Genomic DNA, 18460 nt, shown 5'->3' with positions numbered 1-18460 from the left:
ATGCCTCGATCACGGTGACCTCGCTGACGTGACGCTCCGTGAGGTCGGCGAGGACGACTAGTCGTCTGCTCGCCGGGCAAAACCATGACTGTCCGCCGAGCAGGTACAGGCCGGCTTGAGTAGTTGAGGCCAGGGCGATCTGGCGGGCCGAGGGCCTGACCGGTCGCGTGGGGCAGGACAGGGTCAAGGCAGAGGGGTCGGTCCAGTCGGGCCGGACAGGGGCAGGCTCGGGCCGGGGCGGACCGAGGTGGCAGGCGGGAAGGGCTGAGGCGTTCAGTCGGGTAGGGCACGTAGGAAACTCTCGGCGATCGGTACCGCGGTGCCGCTGCCCGAGCCGCCCTTCTCGACGAAGACGGCGAAAGCCACGTCGCCCTGCCAGCCGACAAACCAGGCGTGGGTGTTGTCCGGGTTGTCGTCGTACTCGGCGGTGCCGGTCTTGCCGTGCACCGGCTCGCCCGGCACATCCCGCAGCGCCGTGCCGGAGCCGCTGGTGACCACCTCGCGCATCATCTCCTGGACCGCCGTGACCGCCTCGGGCTTCAACTGCGGTCCCGGCCCGGGGGCCGAAGCCGGCACCGGATCCAGCAACAGCTTCGGCGGGACGAACTGGCCCCTGGCCACGGCCGCGGTCGCCGCCGCCATGGCCAGCGGGCTGACCACAGTGGTGCCCTGACCGATCGCCGCGGCGGCCTGTTCGGTGGCGCCGCCGTTCGCCGAGACCTTGCCGGTGAAAGCGTCGAGCCCCAGGTCTCCCCACTCGCCTTCCAGGCCGAGGGTGCGTCCGGCGACGGCCAGACCGTCCGCGCCCAACTGAGGGGCGAGCGCGGCGAAGGCAGTGTTGCACGACTTGGCGAAGTCGGTGCGGAACGGCACCTCGCCCAGGGCGAAGTTGTCGGAGTTCTTGAAGGAACGTCCTTCCACGACGACCCTCTTCCGGCAGGCGACGGTGGTGTCGGGGGTTACCGCCCCGCGTTCGATCAGCCCGAACGCGCTGACCATCTTGAAGGTGGAGCCGGGTGGCACCTGCGCGGTGAAGGCCAGGTTCTCCCCGGCGGCACCGGGGCCGTTGGCGGCGGCGAGTACGGCGCCGTCGGTGACCCGTACGGCCACCAGGGCGGAGCGTCGGCGTTCGCCGCGCAGCGCCCGGTCGGCGGCGTTCTGGGTGGTCACGTCGAGCGTGGTACGAACTGGCTGGCCGGGCTGGGGCTCACGGCGGAACACCTCGGTGCCTGTCGATTCCACGGTGCCGTCCGGCCCGGCGCGGTTGATCACGACGGCCAGCCCCGGTACGCCGCGTAGTCGTTCGTCCCAGCGGCCCTGCAATCCTCCGTGGCCGACGAGGTCGCCGGGGGAGTAGCGCTCGGGGTGGTTGGCGAGGTCCTCGGCGTACGCGGGGTCGACGGTTCCGAGCACCGCCCGGGCGAACTCGCGGGTGGGTGCGAGGTCCAGCTTGTCGGTCGGGAACTTCGTCCCGGACAGGGGGTAGATGCGGGACTTGATCTGCCGGTACGCCTCGTCACGCAGAGTGACCACCTCGACGAACGCGTCCGGTTTCGCCTCCTTCAGCCGCTTCGGCAGGTCCGACAGGTCGACCGGCGGGGTGATCGCCGGCCGGATGGCGCGGAACGCGGCGTCCAGTTCGCGGATCATGGCCTTGACGTCGGTCACCTCGTTGGGCTGCAACCCCACCCGGACCACGCTGCGGGGCGCCACGATCGGCTCGCCGGCACCGTCGAGCACGGTGGCCCGGGGCGCACGGTCCCGCCGCAGCCCCAACCGGTCGCCCCGGGTGAGCTGTTCCTGAACGATCTGCGGCTCCCAGATCACCTGCCACTTGTCGTCGCGGCCCTGGCTGAGTCGCAGCGGACGGTCGTACGTCCAGAGCGTCCCGCCGGGTAGCGTCCACTCGGCGCGGATGGTGGCGGTGGCGGTGTCCCGGACCACCTCGGGATCGCCCTGGCGGGTCAGCGCGAGCGGAGCGTCGACGAGTCCCCCGGAGAGTTCCCGGATCTCCCGGACGACGTCGGCTGCGGGAATCTTCGCGCCGGTCGGGTCGACGAGACCTACCGCGTTCAGGTCGCCCTTGCGCCAGCCGTCGAGGAAGGCCTCGACGGTGCGCTGCGGGCCGTCCTCGCCAGAGCAGGCGACCAGGCTGGCAGCTATGACCAGGCAGGTGATGACCACGCCAAGTGGTGACCGGCTGTGGCGTTGTCGACGCGGAACGCACATTTGGTGCTCCCTCCCGGTCTGCTGTTCCGCACGCTAGTACGCCGGGGCGGCGGCCACTGTCCCGGACGGGCCTGGTCAGGAGAAAAGACGGTCTCGTGACGGTGTGATGAACAACATCAGGCGGGGTACTCCGAACCCGGTCGAACCTCGTACCGCAAAGGGTGAGAGGACGGCGTCGGAGATCCGGACGTCCGGCCGGTGGTCCGCCGATGGAGGAAACGATCGGTCGGCCTAGGCTTGGCGGCAGACTGACCCACAGTGTTGTGGGTCGAGGGGAGTGGCACCGATGGACCGGCGTCCGGCGATCAAACCGGAACCCGACCTCCGGCAGGTTGACACCGGCCGGGACGACAGTTTCGACACGGCGACCGACGGGGACGGTTTCGGTCGGCTAGACACAGGTGCGACCGGGATGACCGGTTCGAGCCTCGACACCCTCTACGACCTGGGACTTCCGCCGGAGGCGCTGGCCGACGACGCGGAGGACGCCGAGTTCGACGAGCCGGTGCCCAACGCCGAGCGACTTGTGGCCCAGGCGGTGTCGCTGGCCGGCGACGACCATGACGCGGCGACCCTGGTGGGCAGGTTCTGGCGGTTCGCGCCGGACGAGGAACTGATCGGGTTCACCGCCGAGGAGATGCTCGACGCCGCTCGCGCGCACCGGGAACTGGCCCGGCAGCGGGTGCCGGGTGAGTTGAAGCTGCGGATCCACTCGCCCGACGCGGAGCAGCACCACAGCGTCATCGAGATCGTCACCGACGACATGCCGTTCCTGGTCGACTCGGTGACCGCCCTGCTCAACACCCATCATCTGGACGTCCACCTGCTGGTGCACCCGCTGGTCGTGGTGCGCCGGGAGCCGTTGGGTCGGCTGGTCGAGGTCGCCGCCGACGTGGAGCCGGACGATGCGATCTCCGGTGACCTGGTCGAGAGCTGGATGCGGATCGAGATCGACCCGGTCCGTGACCCTGAGGAGCGGGACAAGCTACGCCGGGAACTGCAACGGGTGCTGACCGACGTGCGGGAGGCCGTGGAGGACTGGCCGAAGATGCGCCAGCGCGCCCTCGCCCTCGCCGATGAGTTGGCTGCCGCGCGGACCAGCGACAACCGGCCACCGGTGCCGGAGAAGGACATCACCGACTCGGTGGAGCTGCTGCGCTGGCTCGCACACGATCACTTCACCTTCCTCGGGTACCGGGAGTACCGGCTGGTGCCGGACTCGGCCGAGGGCGGGTCGGCGCTGGAAGCGGTGCTCGGCACCGGACTGGGCATCCTGCGTCAGGACTCGCCGGAGGCGCGGGCGTTGTCCTCGATGACGCCGGAGGCGCACGAGAGAGTCACCGAGAAGCGCCTGCTGATCATCACGAAGGCGAACTCGCGGGCCACCGTGCACCGCTCGGCGTACCTCGACTACATCGGCTTCAAGATCTTCGACGAGGACGGCGAGGTGGTGGGCGAGCGGCGATTCCTGGGCCTGTTCTCCAACGCCGCGTACCGGACCAGTGTCCAGGAGTTGCCGGTGGTCCGGCGCAAGGTCGCCGAGGTGCTTGACCGCTCCGGACTGAGCCTGCGCAGCCACTCCGGCAAGGATCTGATGCAGATCCTGGAGACGTACCCGCGCGACGAACTGTTCCAGATCAAGACCGACGACCTGTACCACGCGGTCGTCGGGGTGTTGCGGATGGCCGGTCGCCGGCAGCTGCGGGTGTTCCTGCGCCGGGACGCGTACGGGCGGTTCATCTCCTGTCTGATCTACCTGCCCCGGGACCGGTTCACGACCCAGAACCGCCTGCGCATGCAGGACATCCTGCTGCGTGAGCTGAACGGTGTCGGGGTGGACTACACCACCCGGGTGACCGAGTCGATGCTGGCCCGGGTGCACTTCATCGTGCGGACCGACCCGACGAGCCCGCCCGGCGAAGTCGACGCCGACCTGCTGGCCGAGGAATTGGCCGACGCCACCCGGTTGTGGGACGACGACTACCGGCTGGTGCTGGAACGCAAGCTCGGCGACGAGCAGGCCAAGCACCTGTTCGGCCGGTACGCCGACGCGTTTCCGGAGGGCTACAAGGACGGGCACACGCCGTACGAGGCGATGAAGGACCTGGCCAAGCTGGAGCTGCTGGAGGAGCCCGGCCAGCTGGAGATGCACCTGTTCCGCAAGCAGTTGGCGCCGCGTGCCGCCGGCCGGGGTCCGGACGTCGACGAGTCGATGGACGTGCGGTTCAAGGTGTACCGCTACGGCGAGCCGATGATGCTCTCGGCGGTGCTGCCGGTGCTGCACTCACTCGGTGTGAAGGTGGTCGACGAGCACCCGTACGAGGTGGAACGGGTCGACGGCCGGATCTGGCTCTACGACTTCGGGCTACGGCTGCCCGAGGGGCACCAGGAACTGGCCGAGGTGCGCCCGCACGTGGAGAACGCCTTCGCGGCGGCGTGGCGGAGCGAAGCCGAGGTGGACCGCTTCAACGAGCTGGTGTTGCTCGCCGGGCTGACCTGGCGTCAGGTGGTGGTGCTGCGGGCGTACGCGAAGTACCTGCGACAGACCGGCACGGTGTTCTCGCAGGACTACATGGAGTCCACCTTCATCGCGTACCCGCACCTGGCCACGTTGTTGGTGCAGCTCTTCGAGGCGCGGTTCGAGCCGGGTCCGGTCGACGCCGAGCAGCGCCAGCGGCGGGGCGCCGAACTGGTGACCGAGATCCGCGCCGCGCTCGACGACGTGGCCAGCCTCGACCAGGACCGGATCCTGCGGTCGTACCTGAGCCTGATCCAGGCCACCCTGCGGACCAGCTTCTACCAGCGGCCGGTGGGCGGGCGACCCAAGCCGTACGTCGCCTTCAAGCTCGACCCGCAGGCGATCCCCGAGTTGCCCGCGCCGCGACCGAAGTTCGAGATCTTCGTGTACTCGCCCCGGTTCGAGGGTGTGCACCTGCGGTTCGGGCCGGTGGCCCGGGGCGGTCTGCGCTGGTCCGACCGGCGGGAGGACTTCCGTACCGAGGTGCTCGGTCTGGTCAAGGCGCAGATGGTGAAGAACGCCGTGATCGTGCCGGTGGGCGCGAAGGGCGGCTTCGTGCTCAAGCAGAAGCCGGGTGACCGCGACGAGGCGGTGATCTGCTACAAGGAGTTCGTCTCGGCCCTGCTGGATGTCACCGACAACATCGTGGCCGGTGAGATCGTGCCGCCCGACGACGTGGTCCGGCACGACGGCGACGACCCGTACATGGTGGTGGCGGCGGACAAGGGCACCGCCACCTTCTCCGACACCGCCAACGCGATCTCGACGGCGCACAACTTCTGGCTGGGTGACGCCTTCGCCTCCGGCGGCTCGGCCGGCTACGACCACAAGAAGATGGGCATCACCGCCCGAGGTGCGTGGGAGTCGGTCAAGCGGCACTTCCGGGAGATGGGGCACGACACTCAGAGTCAGGACTTCACCGTGGCCGGGGTCGGCGACATGTCCGGTGACGTCTTCGGCAACGGCATGCTGTTGTCGGAGCACATCCGGCTGGTGGCCGCGTTCGACCACCGGCACATCTTCCTGGACCCGGACCCGGACCCGGCCACCTCGTACGCCGAACGCAAACGGCTGTTCGACTTGTCCCGGTCCACCTGGGAGGACTACAACGCCGAGCTGATCTCGGCCGGGGGTGGGCTCTACCCGCGTACGGCGAAGTCGGTGCCAGTGTCACCGCAGGTCCGTGCCGTGCTCGGGCTCGACGACGATGTCGACCAGCTCAGCCCGCAGGAGTTGATGAAGGCCATCCTCACCGCGCCTGTCGATCTGTTCTGGAACGGCGGCATCGGCACCTACGTCAAGGCGTCCAGCGAGACCAACGACCAGGTGGGCGACAAGTCCAACGACGCGATCCGGGTGGATGGTCGCAGCCTGCGCTGCCGGGTGGTCGGTGAGGGCGGCAACCTGGGCTTCACCCAGCACGGCCGGATCGAGTACGCCCAGGCGGGCGGCCGGATGTACACCGACTTCATCGACAACGCGGCCGGGGTGGACTGCTCCGACCACGAGGTGAACATCAAGATCCTGCTGAACACCGCGGTCGCCGACGGTGAGCTGAGTGTCCCCGAGCGGGACGAGCTGCTCGCCCGGATGACCGACGAGGTCGCGGAGCTGGTGCTGCGGGACAACTACGACCAGGCTCGGGCGATCAACAATTCTCAGGCCCAGGCGACCTCGCTGCTTCCGGTGCACCGACGGATGATCATCGAGCTGGAGCGTGCCGGCGTCCTGGATCGGTCGCTGGAGGCGCTGCCACCGGACGAGGAGTTGGCGGTACGCACCGAGTCCGGGTTGACCGCGCCGGAGTTCGCCGTGCTGCTGGCGTACGTGAAGATTGCCCTGGAAAAGGAGATCCTCACCGACGGGCTGCCCGACGAGGAGTGGACCGGCGAGGTGCTGGTCAACTACTTCCCGACGCCGATGCGGGAACGGTTCGCCGACCGGATGAACCGGCATCGGCTGCGCCGCGACATCGTGACCACGGTGTTGGTCAACGAAGCCATCAACCGGGGCGGGATCTCGTTCGTCTTCCGGGTCGTCGAGGAGACCGCCGCGACGGCGGCGGACGTGATTCGGGCGTACGTGGTGGTCCGCGAGGTCTTCGGACTGCGCGAGCTGTGGGACGCGGTCGAGGCACTTGACAACCGGATCGATCTGGAGTTGCAGACCAGCGTCTATCTCGACACCCGGCGGCTGCTCGACCGGGCGGTGCGGTGGCTGGTGACCAACCGCCGCTCGCCGATCGACGTGCCGGCCGAGATCGCCCGGCTGCGGGACGGGATCACCCGGCTGCTGCCTCAGATGGAGACGCTCTTCTACGGCAGCGAACGCGAGTCGATCGTGGCACACATCGACTCCATGACCGAGCGCGGGGTGCCGCGTGAGCTGGTCGAGCGCAGTACCCGCCTGATGTACAGCTTCGGTCTGCTGGACGTGGTGGAGACCGCGACCCGCACCCGACGGGACGTCGCTGAGGTTGCCGCGGTCTACTTCGTGCTCTCCGACCGGTTCCGGGTGGACTCGCTGCTGTCGAAGATCTCCCTGCTGCCGCGCGAGGACCGCTGGCAGACGCTCGCGCGGATGGCGCTGCGGTACGACCTGTACGCCGCACTCGCCGCGCTCACCGCGGAGGTGCTGGACTCCACGCCGGGTGCCCTTTCGCCGCAGGAGCGGGTACAGCAGTGGGAGCAGTCGAATGCGACCTCGATCCACCGTGCCGAACGGGCGATGGGCGAGTTCGACGAGTCCCGTGCCGACCTTGCCGCACTCTCGGTCCTGCTCCGCCAGATCCGCACCCTGGTCCGCACCTCCGCCGCCACCTGACCCACTCCCACCATCGCGATCATGCAGTTGTGGCGCTCCGAACGCGTGGATAACCGGCTTTTGTCCGGTGTCACAACTGCATGATCGGCGGGGCCTGGTGGGGTGGGGGTGGGTGGGGGTGGGGGTGGGTGGGGTGGATCAGGATGTGAGGGAGGCGAAGACGATCACGTTGTCGGGATAGTCGCCGGTTGCCTCGTCGAACTGGCCGCCGCAAGTGATCACCCGAAGGCCCGGGCGGTCGCTGGGGCCGTACACCTGCTCGGTGGGGAAGGCGTCCTTCGGGTACGAGGCCACCGAGTCCACCCGGAAGGTAGCCGTCCGGCCGTCGGCCCGTTCGACGCTGACGGTGTCGCCGGGCTGTAGGGCGCCGAGGGAGAAGAAGACGGCGGGACCGATCGCGGCCGAGTCGACGTGACCGACGATGACCGAGTTGCCCGGCTCGCCGGGGCTCGGGCCGGGCTCGTACCAACCGGCGAGCAGCGCCTGGTCCAGCGGAGGCACCTGGACGGTGCCGTCGGAGTTTGTGCCGAGCGTCATGATGTTGGCCCGGACCCCGATGCGGGGGATGTTGATGCTGGTGGGAGCGGCACGGGGTAGCCCGGACGACACTCGCTGCGCGCCGTTGAGGCCGGCCTCGGCGGACGGATTCGGGGACGGGGCGCTCGTCCCCGCCATGGGCTGCGGTGGGCGCGGCGAGTCGGTGGTCTTCAGCGCGGCGCCGATGAGGCCGGAGCCCATCATGGCGAGCAGGACGACGATGGCGGCGCCGACGGCACGCCACGGTCCACCGTGACGGCCGCCGGCCCCACTCGTCGTCGCGTCAGGCCGCGAACTCATCGGTCCGACGACGGCGCATCAGCACGAGGCCACCGAGGGCAGCCGCGCCGACCAGGCTCGCCCCGGCGGTGGCCAGGCCACGGTCGGCACCGGTGACGATGCCACCGTCGCCGCCGTCGACCCCACCGTTCGGCAGGACGACCAGTTCGCCCGTGCCACAGGAGCCCTCCAACTCGTACGTGCCGGGCTTGGTGTCCTCGGCGACCTGGGCCTCGCCGTAGTAGACGAAGTCCTTCTCGTGCTCCCAGCTGTCCTTGCCGCGCTCGTCGGCTTCGTCCGCCGCCCAGTCGCGCTCGCCGGAGCGGTCTTCGCCTTCGCTGGACCAGTCGCTCTCGTCCGACTTGCCGGACCAGTCGTCCTTGTGCGACTCGGCGGAGTCCGCGCCGCTCTCGTCCTGGCCCTTCCAGTCCTTCTCGTCCTGGCCCTTGGAATCGCGGCCACTTTCGGCGTCCTGGCCGTGCTCGTCGCCCTTCCAGTCGTCGTGCACGTCAGCGCCGCCGCCCCAACCGCCGCCGGACTCGCCCTCGGCCGGCTGCGAACGCTCGTGGCCGGACCAGCCCTCGCTGTCCTTGCCGCCTTCGGCGGTGCCGTTCTCCTCGCGCCAATCCTTGTGGTCGCCACGCGAGTCGCCGTTCCGGGCCGTTTCGAGCTTGACCTTCCCGGTGACCTTTGACCAGACGAAGGGGTGCTCCTGCTCCTTGGTGCAGATCTGCATGAGCTTGACCTCTTCGCCCGCCTTGACGGCGTGCGGCCTGGCGAAGACCTTGCCTTCGTCCGTCTGCGGTTGGCTGTCGGCGTACGCGGCCCCTGGCGCGAACACCAGCAGAGAGGCGCTGCCGAGGGCAGCACCCGCAACGACCTTCCCCAGAATCTTCTTAGCCATGACCTGTGTCACTCCATCCCTGTTGTCCTGCGGCCGGCAACAACCGAGCCAGAACCGACGTTAGACCGTTTCATGGCTTATGCAGGGAAAATTCGCGTTCTGCCATTAGTTCGGTATGCCAGGTTCTACCGCTCCGCTTGCCCCGGGTGCGCCGGCTTGTCCGGCGCCTGGGGGGATGGGTGGTGCAGTGCTTGCCAGGGCGACCCATCCGCGTTGTAGTGGTGTTGGGGTTTTTGCCCCGGTAGGGTTTCGAAAATATCGAACCATTGCCATGGAAGCGCTCCCATGCAAGAATCGCAGCACGCGGTGAGCAGAGCCACATCGCGTAGGCAGGTGTCGAGGGCATCCGGTTCGCCGGACGACCACCTGGCCGCCGACCGGTGACTCCGGTCGTCGCACCACCACCAACGCCCGTCCGGGTCGGGCGCTCCCGAAGAATCCCGTTGGCGCCGACGGCCGTCCGCGTAGGACGTCCTTCGGGCCACGTGCCGGGCCGTACGCGGATCCGGTCTCGCCCAAGGAGATCAGTGGCATGAATGTGTGGAGAAGGCTGTCCGGTCGACGCCGGGCCGTCGCGCTGGCCGGCGCGAGCGCGCTGGTCGCGGGCGGTTTGGTGACGCTGCCGGTGACCGCGGCGCACGCGGCGACTCAGTGCGACGTGTCGTACACGACCAACGACTGGCAGGGCGGCTTCACCGCCAACGTCACCATCAGGAACGTCGGTGACGCGCTCAGCAACTGGACGCTCGGCTTCACGTTCCCCGACGCCAACCAGCGGCTCGTCCAGGGCTGGTCGGCCCGGTGGAGCCAGTCGGGCCGTAACGTGACCGCGCAGAACGAGTCGTGGAACGGAAACCTGGCCACCGGCGCCAGCATCGGCATCGGCTTCAACGGCTCGTGGAGCGGCAGCAACCCCAAGCCCACCTCGTTCACCGTCAACGGCGTTGCCTGCAACGGCGGCACGACGCCGACCACGCCGCCGCCCACCACGCCGCCGCCGACGACCCCGCCGCCGACGACCCCGCCCCCCACCACGCCACCGCCCACCACGCCACCGCCCACCACGCCACCGCCCACCACGCCGCCGCCGACGACCCCGCCGCCCGGCACCAAGGTGGACAACCCGTACCTGAACGCCCAGGGCTACGTGAACCCGGAGTGGAAGGCAAGGGCCGAGTCGGTCACCGGCGGTAGCCGGGTGTCGAACAACCCGACCGCAGTCTGGATCGACCGGATCGCGGCGATCGAGGGTACCGACAACAGCCAGTCCAACGGCCCGATGGGGATCCGGGACCACCTGGACGAGGCGCTGGAGCAGAACGCCGACTACATCCAGTTCGTCATCTACAACCTGCCCGGCCGCGACTGCGCGGCGCTCGCCTCCAACGGTGAGCTGGAGGCGGACGAGCTGCCGAGGTACAAGGCCGAGTACATCGACCCGATCGCGGCGATCCAGGGTGACCCGAAGTACCGCAACATCAGGATCATCAACGTCATCGAGGTCGACTCGCTGCCGAACCTGGTGACCAACACCTCCGGCAACGCGGGTGGCACCGTCATGTGCGACACGGTCAAGGCCAACGGCGCGTACGTGCAGGGTGTCGGCTACGCCCTGGCCACGCTGGGCGCGTACTCGAACGTGTACAACTACGTCGATGCCGCTCACCACGGCTGGATCGGCTGGGACAGCAACTTCACCCCGACCGCCCAGATCCTGAAGGAGGCCGCCACGGCCTCCGGCAGCACGGTCAACCACGTGCACGGCTTCATCGTCAACACCGCGAACTACTCGGCGACCCTCGAGCCGTATGTCAAGATCAGCGACTCGGTGAACGGCCAGACGGTGCGGCAGTCGGACTGGATCGACTGGAACCAGTACAACGACGAGCAGAGCTTTGCTCAGGCGTTCCGTCAGGAACTGGTCGGGCAGGGCTTCCCCAGCGGTATCGGCATGCTGATCGACACCTCGCGTAACGGCTGGGGCGGCCCCGACCGGCCCACCAGCGCGGGCCCGACGACCAGCGTGAACGCCTACGTGGATGGTGGCCGCGTCGACCGCCGCATCCACCCTGGTAACTGGTGCAACCAGTCCGGTGCGGGTCTGGGCGAGCGGCCGAAGGCCGCTCCGGCCTCCGGCATCGACGCGTACGTCTGGATCAAGCCTCCGGGCGAGTCGGACGGCTCCAGCAGCGAGATCCCGAACAACGACGGCAAGGGCTTCGACCGGATGTGCGACCCGACCTACACCGGTAACGACCGCAACGGCAACAGCATGAGCGGTGCCCTGCCGGACGCCCCGATCTCGGGCGCCTGGTTCCCGGAGCAGTTCGCCGAGCTGATGGCCAACGCATACCCGCCGCTGTCCTGACGGGCACAGGCATACCTGCCGCCGACAGTAGGTGAGGCGCTGCGGCGGCAGGTCACCCGGGCCCCTGGTCCGACCGCACCGGTCGGACCAGGGGCCCCTCGCGCCGCCTGCGCCACGGTTGCCGTCACCCGCTCGACGGCGTTGGTACGCCGCAACCGGCTACCGCCGCCCCGGCGAGGGCCCACCGTGGCGCGGGCGGGTCAGGGAACCGTCTTCTCGATCGCCGTACGGCCGGTCTCGTCCAACTCGCGTCGGGCCCGCTCTATGTTCTCGGCGGTGAGGTCCTGCCCCCGGGCCATCACCAGGTCCTCCGGCTCCCAGGGCTGCTCCGCCCCGGTGCGGACGTTGTCCCCGCCGGCACCCGTGCCGGTGCCCGTCGCACCGGTCCCGGCGGCGTACGGATCGGCGATGATGTCGTCGGTCGGCCCGCTTCCGGTCGGATCATCCGGTTCGGCGAACGTCGGATTGTCCCGGTCGGGACCGCCCCCGGTCATCAGCTGAGGAACGGTGCTGTCGTCGTCGACCGCCGCAGCCGCCTCGGGGCGCTCCTCCAGCGGTCGTTGCCGATCACGATCCGTCATCGCTGCTGCCCTCCTGTCCGCGGCGCTCTCCGGCCCTGTTGGGCGTACCCGCCTCGCCGGTGGCCATGCCTGTCGGTGGTACGCCGAAGGCGGGTGCCCCGGATCCGGAGCACCCGCCTTCGGGTGAAACGTCGTGGTGCTGAACTGCCGCCGGTCAGCGGCCGAGTACCCGGTCGAGGAAGTCCCGGTACTCGCGTACGGCCACCCGCAGCTGCTCGGTGTCGGACGAGCTGGCCTCCTGCCAGCCGCCGAGCTTGTTGCGGTGCTCGGCCAGCGCGGCCGAGAGCGCCTCCATGGCCTCCTCCACCAGTGACTGTGCCTCGCCGGCAGCCGCCCGGGGGTCGTCCACAAAGCGCAGTTGGACGTCGCGCCAGCGGTCCCGGAAGCCCTGTGCGGTCGCGCCGTCGAACAGGGTCGCCGCTCCGGTCGGAACCGCCGCCCCGGGGCTGGTCGTGTCCTCGCCCGGGGTCTGCGTGTCGGGGTCGACCATCGTGGGTGTGGCACTGCCGTAGCCGGTACCGCCCGCCTCCGCCGTCTCGTCGTCCGCCGCCGTCGGTGGGGAGTCGTCGTCCGTCGCCCGGTCCACGTCGACGGGGCTGTCGGTCAGCCGGTCGTCCGCCGTGCCGTCGGCGTCGGCGTCGGTCGAAGCCTCGACGTCGGCGTCGGTCGAAGTCTCGAGGTCGGTGTCGTCGAGGTCATCGTCGGTGTCGTCGCCGGTCCGGTCGAACTCGGCCGTCGGGTCCGCCCGCCGTCCCTCCCGCTCACCGTCGACCGCGCCGTCACCAGGTTGGGCGGTGTCCTCCTCGCGCGGGTCGCGCTCGTCCTCGGGGCGCGGACTGGCCAGTGCGGACGCGGCGACCGCGCCACCGACGGTGGTCGCGCCGAAGGTGGTTGGCGTCGGACCCGGCTCGTGGAATTCGGCCCGCTCGCTGTCGGAGCCGGGACGGCCGTCCCAGGGGCGGCCCCGGTCGGTCTCCGACACGTCGTGATCCGTCGGCTCGTCGACGGTGTCGACCCCGTCGTGCGTCTCCCGGTCGTCCTCGGTGGCCGGCACCGCCACCGGGGCGGAGCGTACGGCCTCGGGGTGGTCGTTGTTGAGCTGCTGCTCTTCCTGCCGCATGGTGATCTCCTCAGCGGTTGGTGGCGTCGTGGGCGGCGTCGGGGTGGCGCTGTTCCGGCGCCCCCGCAGCGACCGGCGGCTCCTCGCCGAGCAGGTCACTGAAGAGAGCGCGGTAGTGGACGACGGCCTGGCGGAGATCCTCGGTGCCGGCCTCGCCCCGGGAGTTGCGCAGATGGATCTCGTGCGCGTCGCGGTAGTGGCTGAGCGTGCGCGCGTGCTCGACGGAGAGATGGGAGATCTGGTCGTCGAACTCACCGGTGGGGTAACCGCGTTCGGCGATGAGCCGGCTGACCAGTTCGTCGGCCTGCCCGACGGTCTCGGCAGGAGAGTCGACGAAACGTACCTGAAGCTCCTCCCACGCCTCGGTGTACCGGGCACGCGATTCGGGGGTGAGCGGGACCAGTTCGAGTTCGGCGTGCCGGCGCTCCCGGTCCCGCAACTCGCGCTCGGCGGCGCTGCGGCTGTCCTGCTCGGCGACGACGTGGTCGTACTCGGGGCCGAAACGCTGCCGGAGCGCCCGGCGACGGCCGGCCACGACGACGGCGACGGCGGCGATGGCGGCGACCACCAGGATGACGATGGCGATGACGATTATCTGCGTGGGCGACATGGCTCCTCCTTCGCCTGCAGGTATTCCCGCCACCCACTGATCGCCAATCCCGTTTCGGAGCACTTTCCTGGCCCGACCTGGCTGCCCGTGGGCTGGAAAACCGACAGGCAGTTCGTCGCCGGGACGTTCGGCGACGTACCGGTAGTCTCGACGGACGGTAGTGCGGCCGGCGCGGATTACGTATCCTGCCCAAGGCGCCCGAGCCGGCGTCCCGGTGGGACGACCGGGGCGCGCCCGGTGACGGCGCTGCCCGGCTGTGCCGGAGCCCTTCCAGCCACCCTTCCGGGCGAGGTCCGATTGAACACCCGCGACTGGCCGATCCGCTCGAAGCTGGCTGCGTTGGTCGTCGTGCCGGTGACCGCGCTGCTGGCACTGTGGATCTTCGCGACCACGCTCACCTTCGGGCCCGCGCTCGATCTGCTCGCCGCCCGTACCCTTCTGTACGACCTCGGCCGGCCCGGTGAGACCGTGGTGGCCGAGCTGCAACGGGAACGACGGCTCTCGGTGGTCCATCTCGCCTCGCCCCGCACCGAGTGTGGACAGCCGCCGGCCAACTGCGTGCTGCCCGCCCTGATGGAACAACGGGTCCGCACCGACACGGCAGTCGCCGAGTTGCGTCGGCGGGTCGGTGGGGAGCAGCTGCGGGACGCCGCCGGAGAGCTGCTCGAAGCCCGGCTCGATCGCTTCATCGGTGAGCTGGACGCGTTGCCGGCCGGCCGTGGCTTCATCGATCGTCGTGATCTCGACCGCGCCGGTGCCGTCGGCCTCTACAGCGCAATGATCTCCTCGGCCTTCGAGACCTTCACCGCCCTGGCCAACCTGCCGGATCACGATCTCAACCGCGAGGCGTTGGCGCTGACCAGCCTCGGTCGCTCACGGGAACTGCTGGGACAGACCGACGCGCTGTTGGCCGGTGTGCTGACGGCCGGTGGGTTCGCCGAGGGCGAGCACACCCTGTTCGTGCAGGGCATCGGCAATCAGCGGTTCCTGGCCGAGGCCGCGGTGGCCGACCTGCCCGAGGCGGACCGGACCGCGTACCAACGGCTGACCGAGCAGGAGGCATTCGATCGGTTGCGGGCGATGCAGGACGACATCGTGACCGCGGATCCGTCGGCCCGGCCCCGGCTCGACCCGCAGGTTTGGCAGACGAGCTACGACACGGTGCAGCAGTCGCTGCGAGACTTCGAACTGACCCAGGCGGACGGACTTGCCGACCGGTCCGTGCCGATGGCGGTTCGGACCATGGTGCGGCTGGCCGCCGCCGGCCTGCTCGGCCTGATCGCCGTCGTGCTCTCGCTGGTGGTGGCGGTCCAGGTCGGCCGCTCCCTCGCGCAACGGCTGACCCGGGTACGCGGCACCCTCGCCGACGCCGAACGGCGTCTGCCGGAGGTGGTGGACCGGCTGCGCAGGGGCGAGCAGGTCGACCTGGCGCGGGAGTCGTCGGTGGCCGATCGGGGCGCCGACGAGATCGGCCAGGTCGCGCAGGCGTTCTCCGAGGTGCACCGGGCCGCCATCCGTTCGGCCATGGTCGAGGTGAGCCTGCGGCACGGACTCAACGATGTCTTCCTGAACGTCGCGCGGCGCAGCCAGGGGCTCGTGCACCGTCAGTTGGCTCTACTCGACCGGTTGGAGCGCGACGCGGAGGATCCCGATCACCTGGCCGAGCTGTTCCGTGTCGACCACCTCGCCACCCGGCTGCGGCGGCATGCGGAGGACCTCGTCATCCTTGCTGGGGCCACACCAGGACGGGGCTGGCGTAACCCGGTCGCGATGGTGGACCTGATCCGTGGGGCGATCTCCGAGGTCGAGTCGTACGACCGGGTCGACATCACCACCGTGCAGCCCGCCGGCACGGTCGGCCGGGTGGTGGGGGACATCATCCACCTGCTCGCCGAGCTGATCGAGAACGCCACGACGTTCTCGCCGCCCGATTCCCGGGTCGAGATCTCCGGGGCGCACGTGGCCCATGGCTACGCCCTCTCCGTCACCGACGAGGGCCTCGGCATGAGCGAGGCGGTCGTCGACGAGGCGAACCGGAAGCTGGCTCGGTCGCCGGAGTTCGATCCCACCGAGACCGCCCGGCTGGGGCTGTTCGTGGTGGCGCGACTGGCCGCCCGGCACGACGTCCGGGTGCGGTTGCGTCGGTCGGAGGGTGCCGGACTCACGGCTGTGGTGCTCATCCCGACCGAGCTGATCACCGAGGAACCGTCGCCGTTGCCCGGCCCGGAGGCGCTGGCCGGCGACGACCGGGGCGCCACGCCGGAGCAGCGGAGGCTGGTCCGGGCCACGCGGCTGACCACGGTGCCCCGACCGCGAACCCGCACCGTCGAACGCGGCACGGCGGTATCGACCGGCGCCCCGGTCCCCGGCGCACCGACGTCCGGCGCGACTGCCCGGGCTCCGGGCGGACGCTCGACGGTCGGGCCCGCGGAGGCCGACGGCCTGCCTCGTCGGATCCGTCGCCGCGACGCCGGCACCGCCGGCGCCGCCCCATCGGGCTCGCCGACCGCGTCGGGCACCGAGGCCGTCGCCGTCCCGTCCGGTACCGAGGTGGCATCCGCCGGTCCGTCCGCCGCCGGGACCGGGACGGAACCACAACGAGCAGCGACACGGCCATCCGGGGCCGATGGGGCGTCGGCCGGGTCGGTACCCGCCCACCCGGAGGCACACCGTGGGCTGGATGCGCCCACGATCCAGTTGCCGGCGATGACCGCACCGCCCGTACGGACGGCCGCGCTCGACGCTCCGACCGTCCGACAACCGGTGGTGGCAGCCCGGCCGCGCCGTGATCCGACGCCCCGAAGCCCGGAGGAGGCACGTCGGGTCATGTCGGCGTTGCAGGCGGGCACCGCGCGGGGCCGGCGCGACGCCGTTCGCACCTCGAACCCGGAACCGGGCGGACCGCCACCCGAGAACGTGCCCGACCGGGCCGCGCCGTCCCCGGCGGAGCCGAACCACCAGGCCGGCGCAACTTCCGTGGGCCCGCCCGACCAGGCCCGGACCAGCGCACCGCCCGGATCCCCGGCGGGCGCCGCACCGACGCCGGTGGATTCCCCGACCGCGACTGAGAGGGACGCCTGATGCGATCGACGAGGCATAACGCAGATCTCGACTGGTTGCTGAACGATCTGCTGGAGCGGGTGCCGACCGCGCGGCACGCCGTGGTGCTGTCGGCGGACGGGCTCCTGCTGGGCACCTCCGCCGGCCTGGACGCCGCCGATGCCGAGCACCTCTGCGCGCTGGCGTCCGGCCTGTCCAGTCTCGCCCGGGGTGCGAGCCGGCACCTCACCGGTGGACCGGTCCGGCAGACCGTGGTGGAGATGGAGTCCGCGTACCTCTTCGTCACCGCGGCGGGGCAGGGCGCGTGCCTGGCGGTCGCCAGCGACGCCGACGCGGACATCGGCCTGGTGGCGTACGAGATGGCGATGCTGGTGACCCGGGTGGGCGAGAACCTGCAAGCGCCAGCCCGAGCGTCGGCGGGTGCCACCGATGCGGACTGACTTACCCGAGCATCGACACGAGTGGCTCGACGACGACGCAGGGCCGGTGGTGCGGCCGTACACCCTCACCGGTGGGCGCGTGCGTCCCAGCGCGGACGGGTTCGACCTGGTCGCGTACGTGATGGCGAAGCCGGACCCGGACCTCGCGGCCTACCCGGAGCTGTATCCGGAGCACCGGCTGCTGGTGGAGTTGGCCGGCCGCGGCACCCCCGTCGTGGAACTCGCCGCGGACCTGGACCTGGCGGTCGGCGTGGTCCGGGTGCTACTCGGCGATCTGCTGTCCCGGGGACTGGTCGCCGTGCACCAGCCACCGCGCGCCACATACCTGCCCGACAACAACATCCTCAAGGCGGTGGTCGATGGACTCCGTGCGTTATGACGGCGATCGGCGGGGACATCGGGTGCCCATCGCGCTGAAGATCCTCATCGCCGGCGGTTTCGGCGCCGGCAAGACAACGCTGGTGAGCGCGTTGAGTGAGGTCCGGCCGTTGCAGACCGAGGAGATCCTCACGGGTGCTGGCATCGACACCGACGACGTCTCCGGAGTGGAGGCCAAGTCGACCACCACGGTGGCGATGGACTTCGGGCGGATCACCATCAACGACGATCTTCAGCTGTACCTCTTCGGTACGCCGGGACAGGACCGGTTCTGGTTTCTCTGGGACGAACTGGCGTTCGGTGCGCTCGGTGCGGTGGTGCTCGCCGACACCCGGCGGCTGGCCGACTGCTTCCCCTCGATCGACTATTTCGAGCAGCGGGGCATCCCGTTCGTGGTGGGGGTGAACTGCTTCGACGATTCCCGTCGGTTCAGTCTGGAAGCCGTGCGTAGGGCCCTGGATCTGGACCCGGAGGTGCCGATGGTGCTCTGCGACGCCCGGGACCGGCAGTCCGGCAAGACCGTGCTGATCTCCCTGGTCGAGCACGTCGCCCGGCATCGGGGCGAGCCGGTGCCGACGGCCTGAGTCGACCGGCCGGAGGTCGGTCGGCGGGG

The 18460-nt window shown here is 70.2% G+C and carries 12 protein-coding genes; 6 read left to right on the top strand and 6 right to left on the bottom strand.

Going from position 1 to position 18460, the window contains the following annotated elements; genetic code table 11:
• Positions 1-273: 273 nt before the first annotated feature.
• Positions 274-2229 (bottom strand): penicillin-binding transpeptidase domain-containing protein, encoded by a 1956-nt coding sequence (locus AC2CHE_RS04380; RefSeq protein ID WP_484503592.1) that lies wholly within the window; start codon positions 2227-2229, stop codon positions 274-276.
• Between the two features lie 286 nt (positions 2230-2515).
• Here AC2CHE_RS04380 and AC2CHE_RS04375 point away from each other — a divergent pair, with 286 nt between their 5' ends.
• Entirely contained in the window at positions 2516-7570 is a 5055-nt protein-coding gene (locus AC2CHE_RS04375) for an NAD-glutamate dehydrogenase (protein WP_484503591.1), read from the top strand.
• A gap of 138 nt (positions 7571-7708) precedes the next feature.
• On the opposite strand, the gene AC2CHE_RS04370 is transcribed toward AC2CHE_RS04375, so the two are convergent.
• Together AC2CHE_RS04370 and AC2CHE_RS04365 are read right to left on the bottom strand one after the other, a co-directional pair.
• Complete coding sequence (locus tag AC2CHE_RS04370; RefSeq protein WP_484503590.1) at positions 7709-8407, bottom strand: class F sortase; 699 nt, start codon at positions 8405-8407, stop codon at positions 7709-7711.
• Positions 8391-9290, bottom strand: coding sequence for a hypothetical protein (locus AC2CHE_RS04365; RefSeq protein ID WP_484503589.1), 900 nt, complete (start codon positions 9288-9290; stop codon positions 8391-8393). The genes AC2CHE_RS04370 and AC2CHE_RS04365 overlap by 17 nt, the downstream gene beginning before the upstream one ends.
• A 532-nt stretch (positions 9291-9822) precedes the next feature.
• On the opposite strand from AC2CHE_RS04365, the gene AC2CHE_RS04360 reads away from it, so the two are divergent.
• Positions 9823-11658 (top strand): glycoside hydrolase family 6 protein, encoded by a 1836-nt coding sequence (locus AC2CHE_RS04360; RefSeq protein WP_484503588.1) that lies wholly within the window; start codon positions 9823-9825, stop codon positions 11656-11658.
• Between the two features lie 200 nt (positions 11659-11858).
• On the opposite strand, the gene AC2CHE_RS04355 is transcribed toward AC2CHE_RS04360, so the two are convergent.
• The 3 genes from AC2CHE_RS04355 to AC2CHE_RS04345 form a co-directional block, all read right to left on the bottom strand.
• Positions 11859-12239, bottom strand: coding sequence for a hypothetical protein (locus tag AC2CHE_RS04355; RefSeq protein ID WP_484503587.1), 381 nt, complete (start codon positions 12237-12239; stop codon positions 11859-11861).
• Between the two features lie 154 nt (positions 12240-12393).
• Positions 12394-13359, bottom strand: a complete 966-nt coding sequence (locus tag AC2CHE_RS04350; RefSeq protein ID WP_484503586.1) for a hypothetical protein — start codon at positions 13357-13359, stop codon at positions 12394-12396.
• 10 nt (positions 13360-13369) lie between these two features.
• Positions 13370-13969: a hypothetical protein gene (locus tag AC2CHE_RS04345; protein WP_484503585.1), complete on the bottom strand. Its 600-nt coding sequence runs from the start codon at positions 13967-13969 to the stop codon at positions 13370-13372.
• Between the two features lie 297 nt (positions 13970-14266).
• Between AC2CHE_RS04345 and AC2CHE_RS04340 the strand changes: the two genes are divergently transcribed.
• Genes AC2CHE_RS04340 through AC2CHE_RS04325 form a run of 4 tightly spaced genes read left to right on the top strand, consistent with a single transcriptional unit; the run spans position 14267 to position 18431 of the window.
• Positions 14267-17050, top strand: coding sequence for a sensor histidine kinase (locus AC2CHE_RS04340; protein ID WP_484503584.1), 2784 nt, complete (start codon positions 14267-14269; stop codon positions 17048-17050).
• Positions 17050-17469, top strand: coding sequence for a roadblock/LC7 domain-containing protein (locus AC2CHE_RS04335; protein WP_484503583.1), 420 nt, complete (start codon positions 17050-17052; stop codon positions 17467-17469). Before AC2CHE_RS04340 ends, AC2CHE_RS04335 begins: the two co-directional genes overlap by 1 nt.
• On the top strand, positions 17459-17848 hold the full coding sequence (locus AC2CHE_RS04330) for a DUF742 domain-containing protein (protein ID WP_484503582.1): 390 nt from the start codon (positions 17459-17461) through the stop codon (positions 17846-17848). The genes AC2CHE_RS04335 and AC2CHE_RS04330 overlap by 11 nt, the downstream gene beginning before the upstream one ends.
• Complete coding sequence (locus AC2CHE_RS04325; RefSeq protein WP_281564464.1) at positions 17829-18431, top strand: GTP-binding protein; 603 nt, start codon at positions 17829-17831, stop codon at positions 18429-18431. The genes AC2CHE_RS04330 and AC2CHE_RS04325 overlap by 20 nt, the downstream gene beginning before the upstream one ends.
• The last annotated feature ends 29 nt before the right edge of the window (positions 18432-18460 follow it).

The sequence above is a fragment of the Micromonospora sp. ATLC16 genome (assembly GCF_057196645.1).
This window is presented reverse-complemented; position numbering and strand designations above follow the sequence as displayed.